This is a genomic window from Streptomyces sp. NBC_01006 (assembly GCF_045162725.1).
Classification (GTDB): Bacteria; Actinomycetota; Actinomycetes; order Streptomycetales; family Streptomycetaceae; genus Streptomyces.
Map to the genome: position 1 here is coordinate 4,297,814 of NZ_CP108700.1, position 20,082 is coordinate 4,317,895.

At 71.9% G+C, this 20,082-nt stretch carries 17 protein-coding genes; 4 read left to right on the top strand and 13 right to left on the bottom strand.

Annotation, left to right across the window (positions count from 1 at the left end; translation table 11 throughout):
- Nucleotides 1–11: 11 nt before the first annotated feature.
- Nucleotides 12–2,171: a SpoIIE family protein phosphatase gene (locus OG509_RS19665; protein WP_406187632.1), complete on the bottom strand. Its 2,160-nt coding sequence runs from the start codon at nt 2,169–2,171 to the stop codon at nt 12–14.
- A gap of 136 nt (nt 2,172–2,307) precedes the next feature.
- Between OG509_RS19665 and aspS the strand changes: the two genes are divergently transcribed.
- Nucleotides 2,308–4,125, top strand: coding sequence for an aspartate--tRNA ligase (aspS, locus tag OG509_RS19670; protein WP_406183732.1), 1,818 nt, complete (start codon nt 2,308–2,310; stop codon nt 4,123–4,125).
- A 76-nt stretch (nt 4,126–4,201) separates the two neighbouring features.
- On the opposite strand, the gene OG509_RS19675 is transcribed toward aspS, so the two are convergent.
- The gene (locus OG509_RS19675) at nt 4,202–6,037 is read right to left on the bottom strand and encodes a VWA domain-containing protein (protein WP_406183733.1); all 1,836 of its coding nucleotides are present in this window, start codon (nt 6,035–6,037) and stop codon (nt 4,202–4,204) included.
- A 353-nt stretch (nt 6,038–6,390) separates the two neighbouring features.
- Here OG509_RS19675 and OG509_RS19680 point away from each other — a divergent pair, with 353 nt between their 5' ends.
- The gene (locus OG509_RS19680; RefSeq protein ID WP_406183734.1) at nt 6,391–8,484 is read left to right on the top strand and encodes a PhoX family protein; all 2,094 of its coding nucleotides are present in this window, start codon (nt 6,391–6,393) and stop codon (nt 8,482–8,484) included.
- Nucleotides 8,485–8,600: 116 nt separating this feature from the next.
- Here the strand turns inward: OG509_RS19680 and OG509_RS19685 are convergent, their stop codons facing one another.
- The 4 genes from OG509_RS19685 to OG509_RS19700 all read right to left on the bottom strand — a co-directional run bounded on the left by OG509_RS19685 (nt 8,601) and on the right by OG509_RS19700 (nt 13,695).
- A complete protein-coding gene (locus OG509_RS19685) occupies nt 8,601–9,914 on the bottom strand; it encodes a sensor histidine kinase (RefSeq protein ID WP_406183735.1) in 1,314 nt (437 codons plus the stop codon).
- A 16-nt stretch (nt 9,915–9,930) separates the two neighbouring features.
- On the bottom strand, nt 9,931–10,653 hold the full coding sequence (locus OG509_RS19690) for a hypothetical protein (protein WP_406183736.1): 723 nt from the start codon (nt 10,651–10,653) through the stop codon (nt 9,931–9,933).
- Nucleotides 10,654–10,746: 93 nt separating this feature from the next.
- Nucleotides 10,747–12,747, bottom strand: coding sequence for an FUSC family protein (locus OG509_RS19695; RefSeq protein ID WP_406183737.1), 2,001 nt, complete (start codon nt 12,745–12,747; stop codon nt 10,747–10,749).
- Nucleotides 12,748–12,867: 120 nt separating this feature from the next.
- A complete protein-coding gene (locus OG509_RS19700) occupies nt 12,868–13,695 on the bottom strand; it encodes a hypothetical protein (protein WP_406183738.1) in 828 nt (275 codons plus the stop codon).
- Between the two features lie 146 nt (nt 13,696–13,841).
- On the opposite strand from OG509_RS19700, the gene OG509_RS19705 reads away from it, so the two are divergent.
- Nucleotides 13,842–14,255, top strand: coding sequence for a hypothetical protein (locus tag OG509_RS19705; protein WP_406183739.1), 414 nt, complete (start codon nt 13,842–13,844; stop codon nt 14,253–14,255).
- 61 nt (nt 14,256–14,316) lie between these two features.
- Here the strand turns inward: OG509_RS19705 and OG509_RS19710 are convergent, their stop codons facing one another.
- From OG509_RS19710 to OG509_RS19730, 5 genes are all read right to left on the bottom strand, one after another.
- Nucleotides 14,317–14,493 (bottom strand): hypothetical protein, encoded by a 177-nt coding sequence (locus tag OG509_RS19710; RefSeq protein WP_406183740.1) that lies wholly within the window; start codon nt 14,491–14,493, stop codon nt 14,317–14,319.
- A 57-nt stretch (nt 14,494–14,550) separates the two neighbouring features.
- Nucleotides 14,551–14,937 carry a hypothetical protein gene (locus tag OG509_RS19715; RefSeq protein ID WP_406183741.1) on the bottom strand — a complete coding sequence of 129 codons (387 nt, stop codon included), beginning with the start codon at nt 14,935–14,937 and terminating at the stop codon, nt 14,551–14,553.
- Between the two features lie 113 nt (nt 14,938–15,050).
- Nucleotides 15,051–15,632, bottom strand: a complete 582-nt coding sequence (locus OG509_RS19720; protein ID WP_406183742.1) for a hypothetical protein — start codon at nt 15,630–15,632, stop codon at nt 15,051–15,053.
- Nucleotides 15,633–15,908: 276 nt separating this feature from the next.
- Nucleotides 15,909–16,664 carry a CbtA family protein gene (locus OG509_RS19725; protein WP_406183743.1) on the bottom strand — a complete coding sequence of 252 codons (756 nt, stop codon included), beginning with the start codon at nt 16,662–16,664 and terminating at the stop codon, nt 15,909–15,911.
- 30 nt (nt 16,665–16,694) lie between these two features.
- Nucleotides 16,695–16,907 carry a CbtB-domain containing protein gene (locus OG509_RS19730; protein WP_030857499.1) on the bottom strand — a complete coding sequence of 71 codons (213 nt, stop codon included), beginning with the start codon at nt 16,905–16,907 and terminating at the stop codon, nt 16,695–16,697.
- 190 nt (nt 16,908–17,097) lie between these two features.
- Here OG509_RS19730 and OG509_RS19735 point away from each other — a divergent pair, with 190 nt between their 5' ends.
- A complete protein-coding gene (locus OG509_RS19735) occupies nt 17,098–17,550 on the top strand; it encodes a histidine phosphatase family protein (RefSeq protein WP_406183744.1) in 453 nt (150 codons plus the stop codon).
- Between the two features lie 3 nt (nt 17,551–17,553).
- On the opposite strand, the gene pucL is transcribed toward OG509_RS19735, so the two are convergent.
- The gene (pucL, locus tag OG509_RS19740; RefSeq protein WP_406183745.1) at nt 17,554–18,471 is read right to left on the bottom strand and encodes a factor-independent urate hydroxylase; all 918 of its coding nucleotides are present in this window, start codon (nt 18,469–18,471) and stop codon (nt 17,554–17,556) included.
- A gap of 230 nt (nt 18,472–18,701) precedes the next feature.
- A complete protein-coding gene (locus OG509_RS19745) occupies nt 18,702–20,054 on the bottom strand; it encodes an aspartate aminotransferase family protein (RefSeq protein WP_406183746.1) in 1,353 nt (450 codons plus the stop codon).
- Between the last annotated feature and the right edge of the window lie 28 nt (nt 20,055–20,082).

The window sequence follows — 20,082 nt, forward strand, 5'->3', positions numbered from 1 at the left end:
GTCGCCGGGGCTCAGCCTTCCTTGGCCTGTTCGTCCATCTCGAACCAGATCGACTTGCCCTCGCCGCGCGGGTCCACGCCCCAGGTGTCCGCCAGCATCTCCATCAGCAGGACGCCCCGCCCGCTCGACGCCATCTCGCCCGGGTGCCGCTTGTGCGGCAGCTCGTCGCTGGAGTCCGCCACCTCGATGCGCAGCCGCCGCGTCCCCAGCTCGCCCACCGCCTCCGCGACCAGCAGCGCGTCGCCGTCCGTGTGCATGAGGACGTTCGTGACCATCTCGGAGACCATGAGCACCGCCGAGTCCACCTGCTCCGCGTCCGCCCAGTCGTGCAGCAGCTCCCGGATCTGCCGGCGCGCGCCCGCGATCCGCTCCGGCTCCGCCTGCGCCACGGTCAGCATCGTGCGGCGCGCCGGTCGCACCGGGTGCGCCGCCGGGGCCCCGCAGCCGCAGTCCGCGCCCTCCCGGCACAGCAGGACGACGGCTATGTCGTCCTCGCGCCGGTCGGCCAGCGGGCCGGTGGTGTGGTGCGAGGAGGGGCCGTGCACGGCCTGGACCAGCAGGTCGGCCAGTTTCTCCAGGCCGTCGGACCCGTGGGTCCCGTCCGGCTCGTTCGTCTCGGACTCCAGGATCGCCCGCAGCCGCGCCCAGCCCGTGTCCAGGTCGTGCCCGCCGGTCTCGATGAGCCCGTCGGTGCAGAGCATCATCGTCTCGCCGGGCTCCAGCGTGAACCGCGTCGTCGGGTAGTCCGTGTCCGGGACGATGCCGAGCGGGAGGCCCCCGGCGGTCGGGCGCATCAGCACCGTGCCGTCCGTCATCCGGATCACCGGGTCGGGGTGGCCTGCGCGGGCCACCTCCAGCAGCCCGGTCGCCGGGTCGCACTCCACGTACAGGCAGGTCGCGAAGCGCGGGCTGCGGAAGTCGGAGTCCTCGTACGAATCGGCCCCCTCCGAGGAACACAGCCCGGCCAGGAAGTGCGAGGCGCGGGAGAGCACCGCATCCGGCCGGTGGCCCTCGGAGGCGTACGCGCGCACCGCGATCCGCAGCTGGCCCATCAGCCCTGCGGCCCGTACGTCGTGCCCCTGCACGTCCCCGATGACCAGCGCGAACCGGCCCGACGGCAGCGGGATCATGTCGTACCAGTCGCCGCCGACCTCCAGCCCGCCGCCGGTCGGGACGTACCGCGCGGCGATCTGCATGCCCGGGATGTCGGGGCCCAGCGTCGGCATCATCGACCGTTGCAGGCCGGAGGTGAGTTCCCGCTCGGATTCGGTCACGCCGGCCCGCTGGAGGGCTTGGGCCAGCATCCGCGCCACCGTGGTCAGGACGGACCGCTCGTCCGGGGAGAAGGACACCGGGTGCTTGAACGCGGCCATCCAGGCGCCCATGGTGCGCCCGGCGACGATCAGGGGGAGGAAGGCCCAGGAGGCCCGGCCGAAGCGCTGGGCGAGCGGCCAGGTGGCCGGGAACCGCCGTTTGTACTCCTCGGGGCTGGGGATGTAGATCGCCCGTCCCGTACGGACGACGTCGGCGGCCGGGTAGTCCGTCTCCAGCCGCATGTCCGTGAAGGGGGCCTCGTCCCCGGGGCCATGCCCGTGGTGCCCGATGATCGACAGCCGGTCCCCGGCCACCCCGAAGACCGCCAGCCCGTCGGGGCTGAAGCCGGGCATCGAGAGCGAGGCGGCGACCCGCAGCACCTCCGCCGTGGAGCGGGCCTCGGCGAGCGCCCGCCCCGCGTCCAGCAGGAACGCCTCGCGGGAGCGCCGCCAGTCGCCGGTGATCGGGGTGTGCGCGGCGGTGGTGCCGGGCTGCGGCTCGGCGATCTCCTGGATGGTGCCGATCAGCTCGTAGTCGACGTGGCCCTCGGCGGACCGGTTCTCCACGGGCTTGGAGCGGCTGCGTACGGTCCGCAGCACCCGACCGTCCTCGTCCATGATCCGCAGCCGGGCCTCCGCGAGGGTGTCCTCGGCCACCGCGAGATTGACGATCCCGTTGATCTCGTTCCAGTCCACCGGGTGAAACCGTGACCGTACGACGACCTCCGGCAGCACGACGGGCTCCGCGGGCAGCCCGAGCAGCCGGGCGGCCTCGCCGTCGAGGGTGACCGTCCCGGAGGCGTTGTCCCACCGCCACAGGCCCGTCGCGATGGCGGCCAGGACGTCCTCGGTACGCACCCGGTCATCTTTACAGGTCATCCCCCCGGCGTGCCTGTTCGAGGGGGGTGCCGGGCACGCCAGCACGGTCCCCGGCCCGGACGGTAACCTTGTGAGGGTTGAATCCACCCTGGTATCGCGAAGAACTGGATGACTGATGCATCGGTACAGGTCCCACACCTGCGGCGAGCTCCGCGCCTCTGACGTCAACGCCGACGTCCGGCTGAGCGGCTGGCTGCACAACCGTCGAGACCTGGGCGGCATCCTCTTCATCGATCTGCGCGACCACTACGGCATCACGCAGCTCGTCGCCCGCCCCGGCACCGCCGCGGCCGCCGTCCTGGACAAGCTTTCCAAGGAGACCGTCGTCCGCGTCGACGGCAAGGTCGTCTCGCGCGGCGCCGAGAACGTCAACGCCGACCTGCCCACCGGCGAGATCGAGATCGAGGCCGTCGAGGTCGAGGTGCTCGGCGCGGCCGCCCCGCTGCCCTTCACGATCAACACCGACGACGGTGTGAACGAGGAGCGGCGCCTGGAGTACCGCTTCCTCGACCTGCGCCGCGAGCGCATGCACCGCAACATCATGCTGCGCTCGGCCGTCATCGCGTCGATCCGCTCCAAGATGGTGGCCCTCGGCTTCAACGAGATGGCGACCCCGATCCTCACCGCGACCTCCCCCGAGGGCGCGCGCGACTTCGTCGTCCCGTCCCGCCTGAACCCGGGCAAGTTCTACGCCCTGCCGCAGGCCCCGCAGCAGTTCAAGCAGCTGCTGATGATCTCGGGCTTCGACCGGTACTTCCAGATCGCGCCGTGCTTCCGCGACGAGGACGCCCGCGCCGACCGCTCGCCGGGCGAGTTCTACCAGCTCGACGTCGAGATGTCCTTCGTCGAGCAGGAGGACGTCTTCCAGCCGATCGAGCGCCTGATGACCGAGCTCTTCACCGAGTTCGGCAACGGCCGCGAGGTCACCTCTCCGTTCCCGCGGATCCCGTTCCGCGAGTCGATGCTGAAGTACGGCAACGACAAGCCCGACCTGCGGGCCAAGCTGGAGCTCGTCGACATCACCGACGTCTTCGAGGGCTCGGAGTTCAAGGCGTTCGCCGGCAAGCACGTGCGTGCGCTGGCCGTCCCGGACACCGCCGCGCAGCCGCGCAAGTTCTTCGACGGCCTCGGCGAGTACGCGATCTCGCTGGGCGCCAAGGGCCTGGCGTGGGTGCGCGTGGGCGAGGACGGTGCGCTGACCGGCCCGATCGCCAAGTTCCTCACCGAGGAGAACGTCAAGGTCCTCACCGAGCGCCTGGGCCTGGTCCCCGGCCACGCCGTGTTCTTCGGCGCGGGCGAGTTCGACGAGGTCTCCAAGATCATGGGCCCGGTCCGGGTCGAGGCCGCCAAGCGCGCCGGCCAGTTCGAGGAGAACGTCTTCCGGTTCTGCTGGATCGTCGACTTCCCGATGTACGAGAAGGACGAGGAGACCGGCAAGATCGACTTCTCCCACAACCCCTTCTCCATGCCGCAGGGCGGCATGAAGGACCTGGAGGAGAAGGACCCGCTGGACATCCTGGCCTGGCAGTACGACATCGTCTGCAACGGCATCGAGCTGTCCTCCGGCGCCATCCGCAACCACGAGCCCGAGGTCATGCTGAAGGCCTTCGAGATCGCCGGTTACGAGGCCGAGACCGTCGAGCGCGAGTTCGCCGGCATGCTGCGCGCCTTCCGTCTCGGCGCCCCGCCGCACGGCGGCATCGCCCCGGGCGTCGACCGCATCGTGATGCTGCTCGCCGACGAGCCGAACATCCGCGAGACCATCGCCTTCCCGCTGAACGGCAACGCGCAGGACCTGATGATGGGCGCGCCCACCGTCCTGGAGGAGACCCGCCTGCGCGAGCTGAACATCGCGCTGCGCAAGCCGGTCGAGACGAAGGCGGCCGACGCCAAGCCGATCGCGGAGGCCGTCCACCCGGACGCCGCGCGGTAATAGCCCGTACGCAAGACGAGGGGCCCGGGATCCGATGGATCCCGGGCCCCTCGTCCTGTGCGGGCGGCTACAGGGCTCAGAAGCTCTGCAGCAGCCCCTTGGCCAGCGCGGCGGAGGTCAGCCCGGCGGGGGCCGGGCCGGCGTGGAAGAAGCCGGCGTTCTCGGCGTCCAGCTTGCGCAGGAAGTCGAAGGCCTTGGCGTCGTGGTCGCCGAAGGCGACGAACTGCCAGTACACGCCGGGTGCCGAGGCCGCGGCGTCAGCGAGGGCCTGCTTGGCGGGCCGGACGCTGTCGGGGGCGCCGTCGGTCTGGAACACGACGAGGGCGGGGTGGTCGCCGCCGTCCTTCTGGTGGCGCTCCAGGACCTGCTCCACGGCGCGGTGGTAGCTGGTGCGGCCCATGTGCCCGAGTTCGGCGTGGCGGGTCTCGACCCAGGCGCCGTCGTGGGTGTCGAGGGTCAGGTCGGCGGTCCCGTCCACGTCCGTGGAGAAGAACACCGTGTGCACGGTCGCCTCGTCGTCGAGGTGCGCGGCGAGGGCGAGGGCGTGGTCCGCGAGGTGCTGGGCGCTGCCGTCCTTGTAGAACGGGCGCATCGATCCGGACCGGTCCAGGACCAGGTAGACCTTGGCCCGCGCACCGGCCTTGCCCTTGCCCCGGAGCACCTGCCCGGCGGCCTTGTAGGCCGCGGCCACCCCGGGAGCCGCCCGCTTCACATCGGCGAGCGCGTGGGCCGGCCCCTCGGGCTCGGCCGCGGGAGCTTCGGCATCGGCGGCGACGACTTCGGCCTCGGGCTCGACGACGACGTCGACGACGACCTCGACCACCGGCTCAGCCTCGACCTCGGGTTCGGCGACGACCTCGGCCACGACCTCGGGCTCGGGTTCGACCTCGGCCACGACCTCGGCCACGACCTCGGGCTCGACCTCGGGCTCGACCTCGGCCACGACCTCGGGCTCGACCTCGGGCTCGACCTCGGCCACGACCTCGGGCTCGACCTCGGGCTCGACCTCGGCCACGACCTCGGGCTCGACCTCGGGCTCGACCTCGGGCTCGACCTCGGCCACGACCTCGGGCTCGACCTCGGCCACGACCCCGGCCACGACCTCGGCCACGACCTCGGCCACGACCCCGGCCACGACCTCGGCCACGACCTCGGGCTCGGGCTCGACCTCGGCCACGACCTCGGGCTCCGCCTCGACCTCGGCAACGACCTCTGCCTCGGGCTGGGCGACGACCTCGGCGACCGGCTCTGCTTCGGCGACGACCTCGACGATGACCTCTGCCTCGGGTTCGGCGACGACCTCGACCACAGGCTCCGCCACCGCCTCGACCTCGGGCGCGGTGACGACCTCGGCTGCGGGCTCTGCCACGGCCACGGCCGCGACCTCGACGGCGGCTTCGGCCTCGACCGCGGGCTCGGTCACTTCGACCACCGGCTCCGCCGCCGAGGTCTGCACCTCGGCCGCCAAGGGCTCCACGGCGACCTCGGGTTCGGGCTGAACCTCGGGCTCGGCCACGACCTCGGCCACGACCTCGGCCACGACCTCGGCCACGACCTCGGCGACCGCCTCGGCCACCGGCTCCGGCTCCGCCTCGGGGGTCTCGGCCTCGGCCGCGACGACCTCCGCCGCAACCTCGACCTCGGGCTCCGCCACAACCTCGGCCGCCGGCTCGGCGACCGGCTCGGCGACCGGCTCCGCGACCGCCGGACGCTCCGGCTGGGGGCGCCGGGCCTCCGGGACCGTGGGGTCCGGTGCCGGAGCGGTGAGAAGCGTCCCCGGTTCACGGTCCCGCGGAGCGGACTGCGGGGGAACCGTCGGATTGTCGAAGGAGGCGGCGACCAGCTCGGCCGCCACGTCCAGGGGGGTCCGTTCCGCCTGGCTCGGGACGGCGGCCGAAGTGGCATCCGTCATCTCCGGAACCGGCTCGGCAGACCGTCCGAACACCTTGCGCAACAAGCTCCGAATACCCATGGGCCAGGCCTTTCGCATGAGTGCGTGCGTCATTTGTCCGTGCTGCGCGGTTGATCCCTGCCCAGAGTGGACACGTAAGGTTATCGGCCGCTTGGCTGGAACTTCGGCAGGGGCGCCCTTCGTGGCGCCCGGCCCACCCAGCACACACCCCATCTTGCCGAACTCCCGCACCGACGTGCCCGGTTCACCGGGCGTTCATTCCAGCGCCGCCGCTTCGGCGCAACCCGCGCCTACCGTCACGGCTGGATTCGACCGACATGCTGTCGGCACCCGTGCATCTACGGAGGAAACTCGTGCGCAAGCTTCTGCCGCTCATAGGCAACTCGCATGGGGGCGGTCGTTCCGCCCTCACCTGCCGCTTCCGCTGCGGCGACGCCTGCTTCCACGAGGTGCCGAACAAGAGCGACAACGAGTACGTCGGCGACGTCATCGCCCGCGCCTACTCGCGCCGCTCGATGCTGCGCTCTGCCGCCGTCGTCACGGTCGCGTCCGCCGCCGGTACCGCGATCACCCTCGGCAGCAACGGCTCCTCGGCCACCGCTGCCCCCGCCGCCGACGCCCAGGGCGCCGCAGCCGACGCCGCGGGCGCCCGCGGTCTGCGCTTCAAGGCCATCGCGCCGAACACCGACGACCGGGTCACCGTCCCCGAGGGCTACGAGCAGAACGTGGTCATCCGCTGGGGCGAGCCCATCGTCAAGGGTGCTCCGGGGTTCAACGCCGACAAGCAGACCGCCGCCGCCCAGGCCGGTCAGTTCGGCTACAACAACGACTTCCTCTCGCTGCTCCCGCTCGGCGGCGACTACGAGCGCCAGCAGCTCCTCGTGGCCAACCACGAGTACACCGACGAGATCCTCATGTTCAAGGGCTACGACCCGGCGAACCCGACCCGCGAGCAGGTCGAGATCGCCTGGGCCGCGCACGGCCTCGGCGTCGTCGTCGTCCAGGAGGACCACCGCAGCGGCAAGCTGACCGCGGTCAACCGCCACCAGCTCAACCGCCGCCTCACCGCGACCAGCGAGTTCAAGCTCACCGGCCCGGCCGCGGGCAGCGCCCTGGTGAAGACCTCCGTCGACGTGACCGGCACCAAGGTCCTCGGCACGCTCAACAACTGCTCCGGCGGCACCACCCCGTGGGGCACCACGCTGCACGGCGAGGAGAACTTCAACCAGTACTTCGCCAATGCCGGCCAGGTCACCGACGCCACCGAGGCCGCCCGCCTGAAGCGCTACGGCGTGACCACCGGCGCCACCGAGCGCAAGTGGGAGCGCTTCGACAAGCGCTTCGACGTGCTCCAGGAGCCCAACGAGTCGCACCGCTTCGGCTGGGTCGTCGAGCTCGACCCGTACGACCCGCACTCCACCCCGCGCAAGCGCACCGCGCTGGGCCGTTTCAAGCACGAGGGCGCCCAGCCCCGCCTGACCGAGGACGGCCGCCCGGTCGTCTACATGGGCGACGACGAGAAGTTCGACTACTTCTACAAGTTCGTCTCGTCGAAGCAGATGAAGAAGGGCGACTCGCGCGCGGCGAAGGAGCACAACCTCACGCTGCTCGACGAGGGCACCCTCTACGTCGCCAAGCTGACCGGCGACTCCCCGGCCGCCGAGTTCGACGGCACCGGCAAGCTCCCCTCCGACGGCCAGTTCGACGGCTCCGGTGTGTGGATCAAGCTCCTCACCTCCTCCCCTTCCGGCAACATCTCGCACGTCGAGGGCATGACCGCCGAAGAGGTGGCCGTCTTCACGCGCGAGGCCGGCGACAAGGTGGGCGCCACCAAGATGGACCGCCCCGAGGACATCGAGCCCTCGCCGCGCACCGGCCGCGTGTACGTCGTCCTCACCAACAACAGCGACCGCGGCAAGGCCGGCAAGGCCGGTGCGGACGAGGCCAACCCGCGCAACCTGAACAAGCACGGCCAGATCCTGGAGCTCGCCGAGAACTTCGACGATCCGGCCGGTGACGGCTTCGCCTGGCGCCTGTTCCTGGTCGCCGGTGACCCGAAGGACCCGTCCACCTTCTTCGCCGGCTTCCCGAAGGAGAAGGTCAGCCCGATCTCCTGCCCGGACAACGTGACCTTCGACCCGCACGGCAACCTGTGGATCTCCACGGACGGCAACCAGCTCGGCTCCCACGACGGCCTGTTCGGCGTCGCCACCGCCGGTGAGCGCCGCGGTGAGCTGAAGCAGTTCCTGACCGTCCCCCGCGGCGCCGAGACCTGCGGCCCGCTGGTCCAGGACAAGCGCGTCCTGGTCGCCGTCCAGCACCCGGGCGAGATCGACGGTGCGTCCGTCGAGAAGCCCCAGTCGGTGTGGCCCGACGGCCCCGGCAAGATCGTCCGCCCGGCGGTCGTGTCCGTCTGGCGCAAGGACGGCAAGAACATCGGCGTCTGATCGGGCCGGTAGGCACGGTCAGTTGACCGGTTGAATCCACCAAGGCGGTGGGTGTTTCACGTGAAACATCCACCGCTTATGGGCGTTTCACGTGAAACGTCCTTCGTCGGGTGTGCTCAGCCTGCGTCCGTCAGGCGTCCGACGGGGAGCCTGAGCGTGGTCATCGCCCCGCCGTCGGGTGCGTTGGCGAAGCTCAGGGCGATGTCCAGGACCGCCGCCTGGCCGACCACGATGGTCAGGCCCAGCCCGTGGCCCCGGCCGCGGCCCGGGTCCCCGGTGCGGAACCGCTGCGGGCCCTGCTCGATCAGCTCGGACGGGTAGCCGGGCCCGTGGTCGCGTACGACCACCACCGGGCCCTCGACGGTCACCTCGACCGGCGGTTCCCCGTGCTTGTCGGCGTTGACCAGCAGGTTGGCCAGGATCCGGTCCAGCCGCCGCCGGTCGGTGAGCACGACCACGTCCCGGACGACCCGTACGGAAGCCTCCGGGCGGGTCGCCGCGACGGCCCGCCGTACCGCCAAGCCGAGTTCGACCCGGGCCAGGTCGGCGCGCTCGACACCCGATTCCAGCCGGGAGATCTCCAGCAGGTCCTCGGTGAGCAGGTGCAGGGCCTTGAGCCGGTCGTTGATCATCTCCTTGGGGCGTCCCTCCGGCAGCAGGGCCGCCGCGGCCAGCGAGCCGGTGAGGGGGGTGCGCAGCTCGTGCGCGACGTCGGCTGTGAAGCGCTTCTCCGCCTCGATCCGCTTCTGGAGGGAGCGGGCCATCGAGTCGAGTGCCTGCGCGACGTCGCGCACCTCGTCGCGGTAGCGCGGCCGGCGCCGGCCGCCGTCTTCGGCGGAGTCGTCCGTGCCCTCCGCCCCGTCCTTGCCGTCCTCGCCGTCGTGTTCGGCGGGGAACCCCACGCGCGCGTCCAGGTCTCCGGCGCTGATCCGGCGGGCCACGGCGGCCGTGGTGGTCAGCCGGCGGCTGATCCGGTTGGCGAGGAACAGGCCGGCCAGGGCCACGACTCCGGCGGCGAGCGCGGCGGAGGCGAGGATCGCGGTGTCGATGTCCCGCAGCCGGTGGCGGGTGCTCTCGTACGGGAGCCAGACGGCGAGGGTCTTGCCGTCGGCGGGCGACGCAGCCCACATGACGGGTTTGCCGGCGTGCTCGCCGACCATGCTGCCGGTGCCTCCCCGCGCCACGAGTTTCCGCAGCTGCTCGGGGAGCTCGGGCGGGTCCAGGGCGACGTTCACATCACCGTGGGAGGTGCCGTACTGGTACTGGGCGAGGGCGTAGTCCAGGTCCCGGTCCACGTCCTTGCGGACCTCCCCGACGATCTGCCGGGCGACCACGTTGTGCACGAGGATCCCGAGGACCGCCGCGACGGCGCAGCACACGGCCGTGGTGGTCAGGGCGATCTTCCAGCGCAGACTGCTCGTCACCCGCATGGCCGCCCGGCCCCTCTCAGCCCCGGCTCGGGGAGGCGCACGGAGTGGAGCCGTCCTTCGTGCCGGGGCACTCGTCGAGGGTGAGCTGGGACAGGTTCATGATCCCGGCCTTGGGGTCCCACACGTAGTCGGAGACGGAGACCTTCTCCGGATTCGAGGTCGGCTCGCGGACCGCCAGGTGTTCGGCGGCCACCTCCACGCCCTCCAGCACCCCGCGCCGGGACAGGATCCGGGCGATCGATCCGTCGTCCTGGACGGTGTAGACGCGCAGCTCGCTGACCCGGCCGTCGATGTCCAGGGCGGTGATCAGCTCGTCGCGGCCGTTGCCCGTCACGTCGCGCAGCACCGCGGGCCGCACCGGGCAGTCCGGGCCTCCGTCCACAGCCTGTGTACACAGTGCGAGCCGCTGCACCGCCCGGGGGTCGACGAGGCGCCCGGTCCCGCCGTCCTGGGCGGTGGCGGCGGTGATGTCGGCCCGTACGACCTCCACCGCGTTCACACCCCGCATGCTGAGGCCGGCGACCTTGGGCAGCCCCGGGACCACGGCGGCCGTACCGGGCTCCTGGCCCGGGCCGGGCGGGTCCGGGTGGATGTCCGCCCACAGGGACTGCGGGGCGTGCACCGTGCCCAGGTCGCCGTCGTCGTGCAGCCCGTCCACATCGGCGCACCCGGCCGCCGCCGCGAGGACGGCGGCGAGGACCGGGGCCGCTGCGCGGCCGCGCCGGGAGAGGGGCCTCATGCACCGATGCTCTCCCGCCCGGGCCGCGCGGGCCCGGCCCCGGGGCCATCCGGGTGACGCGAGATAGCCGGACCCACGGGGGCCGGGGGCGCGTCAGTGCTCGTCGTCGGCGGCGATCGCGCGGGCCGCGGCGAGCTCGTGGCGCACCGGGGCCAGGACGGAGGTCTCGTCTCCGGGCGGCAGCGCCGCGGGGTGCAGCTGGGCCGGCGTCCGGACCCTGCGCACCCCCTCGGCAAGGGCCCGCAGATCGGTGATGACGATCTCCACCTCCTCGGCGCGGGGGGCTTCGGCTCCGTGGTTGACCCGGACCCGGGCGGCGGTGGTCGCGTCCACGATCCGCTCGACGGCGACGACCAGCGGCCACCAGGCTGCCGCCCGAGCCCCCGTCGGCGGCGGCTCGGTCAGCGCCCGCTGGAACTCGTTGCGTACGCCCGACATCTCGCGGTAGATCCGCCGCCGGGCCTGGAGCCGCGCGGTCCGCGCCGCCCGCTGCCCGGCTTCCGTGTCGGGATGGGACCCGAAGGCCCGTTCCACGTACCGGGCCGCATCGTCCACCGTGTCGGCGAGCCGGTCGCCGATCCGGGTGTGCCAGCTCTCGGGCCACAGCAGATAACCGGCGACCAGGGTGATGGCGCAGCCGATCAGGCTGTCCAGCAGCCGGGGCCGGATCAGGTCGAAGCCCTGGTGGTTGAGGAGGTCCGAGAGCAGCAGGATCACCGGGGTGATCGCAGCGGTCTGGAAGGCGTACCCCCTGGTGGAGAACACGGGAATCAGCGCGGCGAGCACCACCATCACCGGCACGTCCCACCAGCCGCGCGGTACTTCGGCGAGCACGGCGGCGGCGATGACCAGCCCGGCCGCCGTGCCCAGGGCGCGCAGCACGGCCCGGGAGAACACCGAGCCGAAGTCGGGCTTGAGGACGAAGGTGACGGTCAGTGCGACCCAATAGGACCGCTCGACCGGCACCACGGAGACCAGTGTCTGGGCGAGTCCGATGCACAGCGCGAGGCGCAGCCCGTACCGCCAGGAGGCGCTGGACAGCATCATGTCGCGCACGGCCCGCCGGGCGCGGACCGTCAGTGCGGCGGGCCGGCCGAGCCGGTCGTCGACGTTGTGCAGGTCCGGATCGGGCAGGTGCACGATGGCCGCGGCGTGCCGCAGCGCCGCGTCGAGGGCCCGTTCGGCGGGGGTTTGAGGCGCGGGCAGCTCCAGTACGGGCTTTCCGGTGCTGCCGCGTTCCACGGTCTGTGCCAGGTCTCGTACGGCCGCCGGGATCTCGGGCGGCAGCGCTCTGCCCCGCAGGTGCATGGCGGGGGCGGCCTCCACCAGCGGGATCACCACGTTCAGCTGGGCCAGCAGGCGTACGAGCGCGGGACTGCGGCCGTGCACCCGGGCGCGGCGGCCCAGGATCAGGTCGTAGGCCTGGTTCAAGGCGTGCGTGACCTGTCGGCGGCGCTCGTCGTAGTCCGGTCCGCCCGCGGCCTCCAGTGCGTCGGCGAGCGCCCGGTAGGTGGCCGCCACGGCGACACGCTCCGGCTGCCGTCCGCGCAGCGGCCAGCCCAGCAGGGTCAGCAGCAGGACGAACAGCCCGCCCGCGCTGAGCAGCAGCGGGGCCGTCCACCAGGGCCGGGGGAGCGGCAGGCCGGCGCCGACCACGGCGTTGAGGAGCAGCAGCAGTCCGGACACGGACGCGACCGTGCCGATCGAGGAGATCATCCCGGAGACGAGGGCGATCAGGGTGAGGGCGCCGACGGCGAGCCAGCCGTGGCCGAAGACCAGGGTGCCCAGGGCGACTCCGATCGCGCCGAAGAGCTGCGGCACGGCGATGTTCAGGAGCCGCATCCGGTAGGCGTCGGCGGTGTCGCCGATGACCCCGGACAGGGCGCCCATCGAGACGAGGGCCCCGTACTCGGGCTCGTTCAGGGCGAAGCCGACGGCGAGCGGGACGGCCATCGCGATCCCGGCGCGCGCGGCGGCGGCCCAGGGGATGGGGGCGCTGCTCGGCCGCAGTCCCTTGAGCAGCCAGGCGGGCGGAGCCAGTGGACGGTGCCGGGGGCGCCCGGAGGGTATCTGTTCGGTGCGTTCGGTGCTCATTCAGCTTCCGTGCGGCCGCTCGTGAATCGGTTCTTCTGCGCTGTTCCGGGGTCTTGCGTTCTTCTTGGGTTCTTCTCGGCTTCTTCTGGGGCGTTCTGCGCGCGCTGGTACGTTCCGAGCTTATGGGGTGCGGCGTAGTCGGCCCGTCAGCCAGGCGGCGAGTGCGGCGGCGAGCCCGATCGCCAGCACCACCCATGCGGTGGTGCGCAGGAACGCGGTGAGCGCGTCGTACACCGCCGCGGCGGCCGCCCGGTCGACGTCCGCGGGCAGATCGTCGAGGGTGAGCCGGCGGCAGACGGCCACCGCGATCCACAGCAGTACCGCGCCGACGGCGATCCCCAGCCCGGTGGCGATCACGGCGCGGCGCCGGTGGACGGCGACGGCGATCGCCGTCGCGGCGAGCACCACGGTCAGCACGGGGAGCCAGATGCCGGCGATCTGCAGCATGCGGAAGCCCTTCCGGAGCGCGCCGAGGTTGTCGTACTCCATGACCTTCACCGATACGCGGGTCACCGGGATCCGGTCGGCGAACGGCACGCCGTCGGCAACGAGGTCCCCTTTGACCTGCCCGATCACGGGCGCGAGATCGATGGTGACGGCGTCGCCGTCGCCGGTGGTGAGCGCCTTGAGGAAGGCGGCGTGCGCGGCGCGGTTGGCCGCGTCCCAGGCGGTGCGGTAGGCCGGGGTCCCGGCGAAGGAGCGCAGGGCCTCGCCGAGCAGGGCGTCGACCCCGCCCTGGAAGGGCCCGGCGTCGATCTGCCCGGCGAGGGCGCGGGCCGCCTGGGTGACGACGACGCCCTGGACGGCCGGGTCCTCGGCCAGCGGGGACATCGCCGCGGTGTACCGGTCGGCGTCGCCCAGCTCGTGGTCCGCCCAGTACGCGACGGCGCCGGCGGGCACGAGGAGGGCCACCAGCACGATGAGTACCGCCGAGAGGAAGGTGCGCACGTCACCAGGGAAAGCCGCGGCGGCGAGCGGCGCGAGCGGTGCTGCTGCGGGCGGGTGGCGGGCGGGTGCCGGGCACTGATCCACTGATCCACTTGCCGGTCGGGAGCGGCGGGTGTGCCCTGGATGATGGAGAGAGGAGCCCTGTCATGGCACATGCGGCACCCACCGCCCCGAGGCGGCACTGGCAGGCGACCGGGACGACCGGCACGGACGACGCGATCAAGGGCCAGCTGACGCGGGCACTGCTCCTCGGACTCGTCTACGGAGTCTGGGCGGCCTTCATGAGGCGAGACACGGACGGGGTCGACGCGGGCAACGTCTTCTACGGGATCCTGTGCGGCGTCGTCTTCGCCGCCATCATGTTCACGCTCGCCCGTGTCGGCCCCCGGCTGATGCAGGAGTTGCACGCCGCGGCGTACGGCGCGTTCGGCGGGATCGCCGTGGGTTACCTGTACAGCCTGGCCGACCACTCGATCCTCCGCTCGTGCTGGGTCGGCTTCGTCACCGGCTTCTGCATCGGGCTGGCGGCGTTCTACCGCTACCACACGCGCGAGCCCTGACCGGAGATCCGGGGCGGGCGCCGGTCCCCGGGAGGACCGGCGCCCGCTCGCGTTCCGGGGCTCAGGCCTCGGTCGAGGACTCGGAGCCGGTGGCCGGGGTGGCCACGGCCGCCACGGATGCGGTGGTGGAGCCCTCGCCGTCGGTCCCGCGGGCCGGGGGCTTCGGGGCCGTCGGGGTGGAGCGGGTGACCTCGGCGCGGAGCATGGCGTTCAGGGCGGCGTACGGGTCGATGGGCATGCCGGAACCTCACGGTGTTCGGGAGTGTGTGGGGGTGTGCGCTGCTGCTCGGCCCGCTCAGCAGCGCAGGACCACATTCCGCTCCGTCCACGCGGACAGCATCGGCCCGTACGTCCCGTAGGCGTCGGCGCGTACGGCCTGACCGGCATGTTTCACGTGAAACACCGGACGCGGCAGCTGCCGTACTCCCGGCAGCCCGCGCACGACGAGCCGTACGGCGACCCGCACTTCGGGATCCGCGGCGGGATCGGACTCCCCCTCGGCGGGGGTGCCCGGCTCGCTCGGCGCACCGGAGGCGGTGCGTTCGACCGCGGCGGCCGCTGCCGCCGACGCCGCCGCGGCCGTCGTGACGGCGGGACCGGACGCGAAAAGGCACAGCAGCACGACACAGGCTGCCGAAAGGGCCCTGGCCAGTGCCGTGCGTGCGTGCCGCGTCCCGCTCATGCGAGGGGTCTGCCCCGACACGCCGGACAACTCCCCGATCGGACCGGAGAAGCCCCCGACCGGGGGACGAAGACACCCCCCTCGGCTGACAGGAGGCCGCGGCGGCGGCCGGCTCAGTCGGTGCGGCGCTGGCCGGTCAGCCGGGCCAGAACGGTGGTCTCACCGCTGACCAGCCGGAGTTGGGCGCGTCCGGGCCGCTGCCCGCGACCGCTGACCCCGGCGGGCGAGACCCGGTCGACGGTGAACACGGCGGTACGGCGGTCCGCACGCGCGATCTCGATGGTCAGCCCCCGCCGCAGCTCGGCGAGGCGCAGATCGTCGGCGGTGACCACTGCGATGCCGGCCGAGCCCGGGGCCGGGCTGCCGTGGTCCCAGGAGGCCTCTTCCGCGTCCCCGCCCAGCGGCAGGTCGACGCCCAGGCTCGGGATGTGCAGCCGCAGCGGCCGCGAGACGCGCAGCGGTCTGATGGCGGCGGCGCGCGCGGGCCGGGCCCCCTTGCCCGGTGCGTGCTGCCCGGCATGCTCCAGCTGCTCGACGAGCCGGCGGTGGCCGGACAGACCCAGCGCCCGGGAGGGCAGCGCGTCGGCGGCGGTGGCCGCCGCGGGCCGGGCGCCCTCGGTGCTCCGCAGCATGCCTACGCCGACTCCCAGCAGAGCCACTGTCAGCACGCCGACCACCCACTTGGCGCGGGGCATGGAATTCCCTCCTGGTCCGATGCCCGGCTCCGGCGGCCGGGACTCCTGAGAGCAGTGGAACCCCTCCTTGCCCCTCAGTACCGCTTACAACGCCGAAGACTGACGCCGCGTCACAGGCGTGTCGCCACCCCACCGCGGACGTCTTCCCAGCTGGCGACGGGTGGCCCACCGCCATTGCGTGGATTGCGCAAGATACGACCGAACGAGTGGACCGGAGAAATGACCACGGCCCTGGCCGCCGGGGCGGTCAGGGCCGTGGGGTTGCCGGGCTCGGCGTCAGCTCACGGGCTGCGCTTCCTGGCGGGGGGCGGCGGCCGGGGTGAGGGAGCGTTCGGCGAGGACGCCGAAGGCCAGACCGAAGGTCGTCCACATCACGGCCTGGATGGCCAGGGTGGCGAGGCGGAACTGCCAGATCAGGGCGGCCGGGAAGTCCGCCGGGACCTCGTTGATGCCGGGCAGGGACGCGTAGGCGACGGCGACCGCCACGACGAAGGCGACCGAGGCCACGATCGACGCGTTCCAGTTCCCGAGCTTGGGCGCCAGGCGCCGGCCCAGGATGAGCGCGGCCGCGGACAGCAGCACGCTCAGCGCGATCATCAAGACGTAGAGGGTGGTCCTCCGGACGACGGTGTCGGGGTCTCCGACGGCCGGCGGGTTGGAGGGGTACTTGAGGAACGGCACCAGGTTGAGGGCGACGAACAGACCGCCCGAGACCAGCAGGGCCGTGACCCGCGGGCCGAAGCGGCCGATGCGGCCCAGGGCGTAGCAGAAGACGAGCGCGGCGATGCCGCCGAGCGCGATCCCGTACAGCAGCGTGCCGGTGCCGAGGCCGGCCGTGGCCTGGAGGGCCCGGCTGACCGGGGCCGCCTCCTCGCCGTGGCCGTGGGCGGCGTGGCCCGCTTCCTCGATGGCGATGGCCGCGTCGACCTTGGATTCACCCAGGACGTACGCGACGAGGAAGGCGGCCACGCCTGCGAGCAGACCGGCCAGCATGCCCCGGACCAGCAGCACGCGGGGGGAAATGGGGTTCATGGTTCGGTTCTTCCCTCGCTGAGGTGGAGATCAGTGGCAGGGGAAACCGAGGAGGTGGCGACCGTCGTGCATCCACTCGTGGACGGTGTCGCCCTCGAAGAGCGCGGTGGCGCCCTGTTCGGCACCGACGAGGTAGAGCAGGACCAGCATCAGGACGCCGACGAACACGGCCCAGGGGGCGAGCGCGGAGAGCGAAATCGGGGCGACGGCAGGGGCCGTCGTGGGCACGGCGGAGTGAGCCATGGCAGTACCTCCAGAGGGAACACGCGTCCCGGTCAGTGGTGCTCGCGACGACATGGCGGGTCTGACTTTCCCTCCCCCTCCGGGAGGATTCACAGTGGCGCGACCGTGCCGGATTTTCACCGGTACTTCCGTCATACCGTCGTCTTTTTTAGGTTGTCGTCCGAGACCGTACCGCGTTTACGCTCCCCTTATGAAGAGTGCCGTGGTACGAGTTCAGTTCGTCACACGCCCGTTCGACGCCGCCTCACGGCAGATACGTTTCGGCCACGGCGCTCCCTGCCCCGGCCACGAGGGCCTGAACGGCCCGGACACGGGGGAATGGGCGGGCCGGACCCTGGACGAGGTCTCCGCCCGGAATCCGGCCGCCGTACAGCGATGGCTGACCGACCCCGACTACGCGCCGCCCGGCGGGGAGTCCGTCACCGCGCTGATCGCCCGCGTCGGCTCGGCACTCGCCGGCCTGGCTCCGGGCACGCATCGCGCCGTGGTCGACCAGGCCGTCGTACGGGCGGGCGTGGTGCACGCGCTGGAGCTGCCGGCGGCCGCGTTCTGGCGCCTCGACGTACGGCCGGACACGGTGACCACTCTCACCGGGCGGCTCGGCAGGTGGAACCTCCAGATCGGCCAACCACTCGACACGTAGCCGCTACGCGACGATCCAGTCGCTCGTGGCGATCACCGGCTGCACGCCGTCGCGGTGGATGGTGCCCTCGATCAGGCCGTACATCCGGTCCGCCGCGAAGTAGACCTCGTTGTCGTTCTTGAGGCCGAAGGGCTCCAGGTCGACGAGGAAGTGGTGCTTGTTGGGGAGGTTGAGGCGTACCTCGTTGACCCGCGGGCAGTTGTCGAGCACCCGCTCGGCCATCTGGTTCAGGGTCTGCTGGAGCGAGTACGAGTAGGTCTCGGCGAACGCCTCCAGCATGTTCTTGCGGACCTTCTTGTACGACCGGTCCCAGTCGAACGCGGCGTCGTCGGCGGCCAGCGCCGAATGCGCCCAGCGCGCGGTGACCTTGGTCGCCAGGATGCGGTCGTACGCCTCCTTCAGCGTCGTGTACTTGTCCTTGATGTAGCCGTGGAACTCGGAGTTCGTCGAGTTCATCACGGTCAGGTCCTTCAGACCCGAGATGACCTGGAGGCCGGTCGTCTCGCTGTACGTGATCTGCGCCGTGCGCACCTCCTGGCCCTTGCGGACGAAGGAGTGCTGCTCCTTGCGCGTCGGGACCGGGATCCGCTCCCACGCGTACTCCTCGATCCGGATCTGCGCCTCGCGGATCGGGGACTGGGAAGAGACGAAGTGCTTGGCGAGCAGGATGCCGAAGGCCTCGGGCGAGGCGATGCCCTGCTCCTTGCCGAAGGCGTACACCGTGTTCTTGGTGGTGTCGGTCGGCAGGCAGTTGGCGTTGTCGCCGGTCAGGTGGACGTCGCGGAACTCGCCGCGGAGCGCGACCGAGACGTTGAGGTCGCGGATCTCGTGCCACGACCCGTCGGATCCCTTGCGGGTGACCTTGACGATGCGGTTCTCGGCCTTGCCGTACTGGTTCTGCGCGAGGACGTGCTTGCTCATGGCTGTATTCCTTCGGGTACACGGAGTCCGACTGACTGGATCCCGTACGCCCGGCGTCCAGCGGTCGGCCCGCTCCCCGCCGTTCGGTCACGGAGGACCGCCCCGGGACTGACGTGCATCCCGGTCCGTAGGTGCTCTGTCGGATTCCAGCACGTTCACGTGGTGTTCGGAACGGCGCGGAACGTCCAAGACAGGCACCCACGGATTGGGCGACCGTGCGTCCGTACAGGTCAGGCCGTGTGCGCATCCGCGACGGACAGGGCCTCGTCGAGGATCTGCAGGCCCTTGGCCACGTCCTCGGGGGCGATGTTGCAGGGCGGGGCGACGTGGATGCGGTTGCCGGCGATCAGCGGCCACAGCCCGCCCTTCTTGCAGGCGGCCCCGAACTCGGCCATCGGCGCGTTGTCCGCCCCGGACGCGTTGTACGGAACGAGCGGCTCGCGCGTCTGCCGGTCCCGTACGAGCTCCAGGGCCCAGAAGGTGCCCAGACCACGGACCTCCCCGACCGACGGGTGCTTCTCGGCGAGGGCGCGCAGGCCCGGCCCCAGCAGCTCCGCGCCGGTGCGGGCGGACTGCTCGACGATGCCCTCCTCCTCCATGACGTTCATCGTCGCCACGGCGGCTCCGCAGGCCAGCACGTGCCCGGAGTACGTCAGCCCTCCCGGGTAGGGCCGGCGCGCGAACGTCTCGGCGATGGCGGCCGAGATGGCGACCCCGCCGAGCGGGACGTATCCGCTGGTCACGCCCTTGGCGAAGCAGATCAGGTCGGGGGTGACGCCCCAGTGCTCCGAGGCGAACCACTTTCCGGTGCGGCCGAAGCCGACCATGATCTCGTCGAGGATGAAGACGATGCCGAAGCGGTCGCAGAGCTCACGGACCCCGGCGAGATAGCCGTCCGGGTGGACGAGCACGCCCGGAGCGCCGCCGACGGTCTCCAGGATGATCGCGGCGACGGACTGCGGGCCCTCGAAGACGATCGTGTCCTCAAGGTGGCGCAGTGCGCGCTCGCACTCCTCGGCCTCGGTGGCCGAGTAGAACGGCGAGCGGTAGGTGAACGGCCCCCAGAAGTGCACGACGCCGGCGGTCGCGCTGTCGTTGCCGAAGCGGCGCGCGTCACCGGTCAGGTTGATCGCGGTGGCGGTGGCCCCGTGGTACGAGCGGTACGCGGACAGCACCTTGGGCCGGCCGGTGTGCAGGCGCGCCATCCGTACGGCGTTCTCGACGGCCTCGGCGCCCGCGTTGGTGAAGAAGATCTTGTCGAGGTCGCCGGGTGTGCGCTCGGCGATCAGCCGGGCCGCCTCCGAGCGGACGTCGACGGCGAAGCCGGGGGCGACGGTGCAGAGCTTGGCCGCCTGCTCCTGGATGGCCGCGGTCACCTTGGGGTGCTGGTAGCCGATGTTCGTGTAGACGAGGGCGCTGGAGAAGTCGAGGAAGCGGTTGCCCTGGTAGTCCCAGAAGTACGAGCCCTCGGCCCCGGCCACGGCGAGCGGGTCGATGAGCTCCTGCGCCGACCAGGAATGGAAAACGTGCTTCCGGTCGGCGTCTTTCACGGCGGCGAGCGCGTCGGCGGCTTCTGCGTTCATGTCCCGAGCGTAGTTGTCCATGATGTGG

Coding starts and splice junctions, on each gene's coding strand:
- OG509_RS19695 (WP_406183737.1), bottom strand. CDS start 12,747: ATGAGCACCGAACGCACCGAACAGATACCCTCCGGGCGCCCCCGGCAC.
- OG509_RS19720 (WP_406183742.1), bottom strand. CDS start 15,632: ATGCCCCGCGCCAAGTGGGTGGTCGGCGTGCTGACAGTGGCTCTGCTG.
- OG509_RS19715 (WP_406183741.1), bottom strand. CDS start 14,937: ATGAGCGGGACGCGGCACGCACGCACGGCACTGGCCAGGGCCCTTTCG.
- OG509_RS19705 (WP_406183739.1), top strand. CDS start 13,842: ATGGCACATGCGGCACCCACCGCCCCGAGGCGGCACTGGCAGGCGACC.
- OG509_RS19725 (WP_406183743.1), bottom strand. CDS start 16,664: ATGAACCCCATTTCCCCCCGCGTGCTGCTGGTCCGGGGCATGCTGGCC.
- OG509_RS19730 (WP_030857499.1), bottom strand. CDS start 16,907: ATGGCTCACTCCGCCGTGCCCACGACGGCCCCTGCCGTCGCCCCGATT.
- OG509_RS19675 (WP_406183733.1), bottom strand. CDS start 6,037: ATGACGGATGCCACTTCGGCCGCCGTCCCGAGCCAGGCGGAACGGACC.
- OG509_RS19685 (WP_406183735.1), bottom strand. CDS start 9,914: ATGCGGGTGACGAGCAGTCTGCGCTGGAAGATCGCCCTGACCACCACG.
- pucL (WP_406183745.1), bottom strand. CDS start 18,471: ATGAGCAAGCACGTCCTCGCGCAGAACCAGTACGGCAAGGCCGAGAAC.
- OG509_RS19710 (WP_406183740.1), bottom strand. CDS start 14,493: ATGCCCATCGACCCGTACGCCGCCCTGAACGCCATGCTCCGCGCCGAG.
- OG509_RS19690 (WP_406183736.1), bottom strand. CDS start 10,653: ATGAGGCCCCTCTCCCGGCGCGGCCGCGCAGCGGCCCCGGTCCTCGCC.
- OG509_RS19745 (WP_406183746.1), bottom strand. CDS start 20,054: ATGAACGCAGAAGCCGCCGACGCGCTCGCCGCCGTGAAAGACGCCGAC.
- OG509_RS19735 (WP_406183744.1), top strand. CDS start 17,098: ATGAAGAGTGCCGTGGTACGAGTTCAGTTCGTCACACGCCCGTTCGAC.
- aspS (WP_406183732.1), top strand. CDS start 2,308: ATGCATCGGTACAGGTCCCACACCTGCGGCGAGCTCCGCGCCTCTGAC.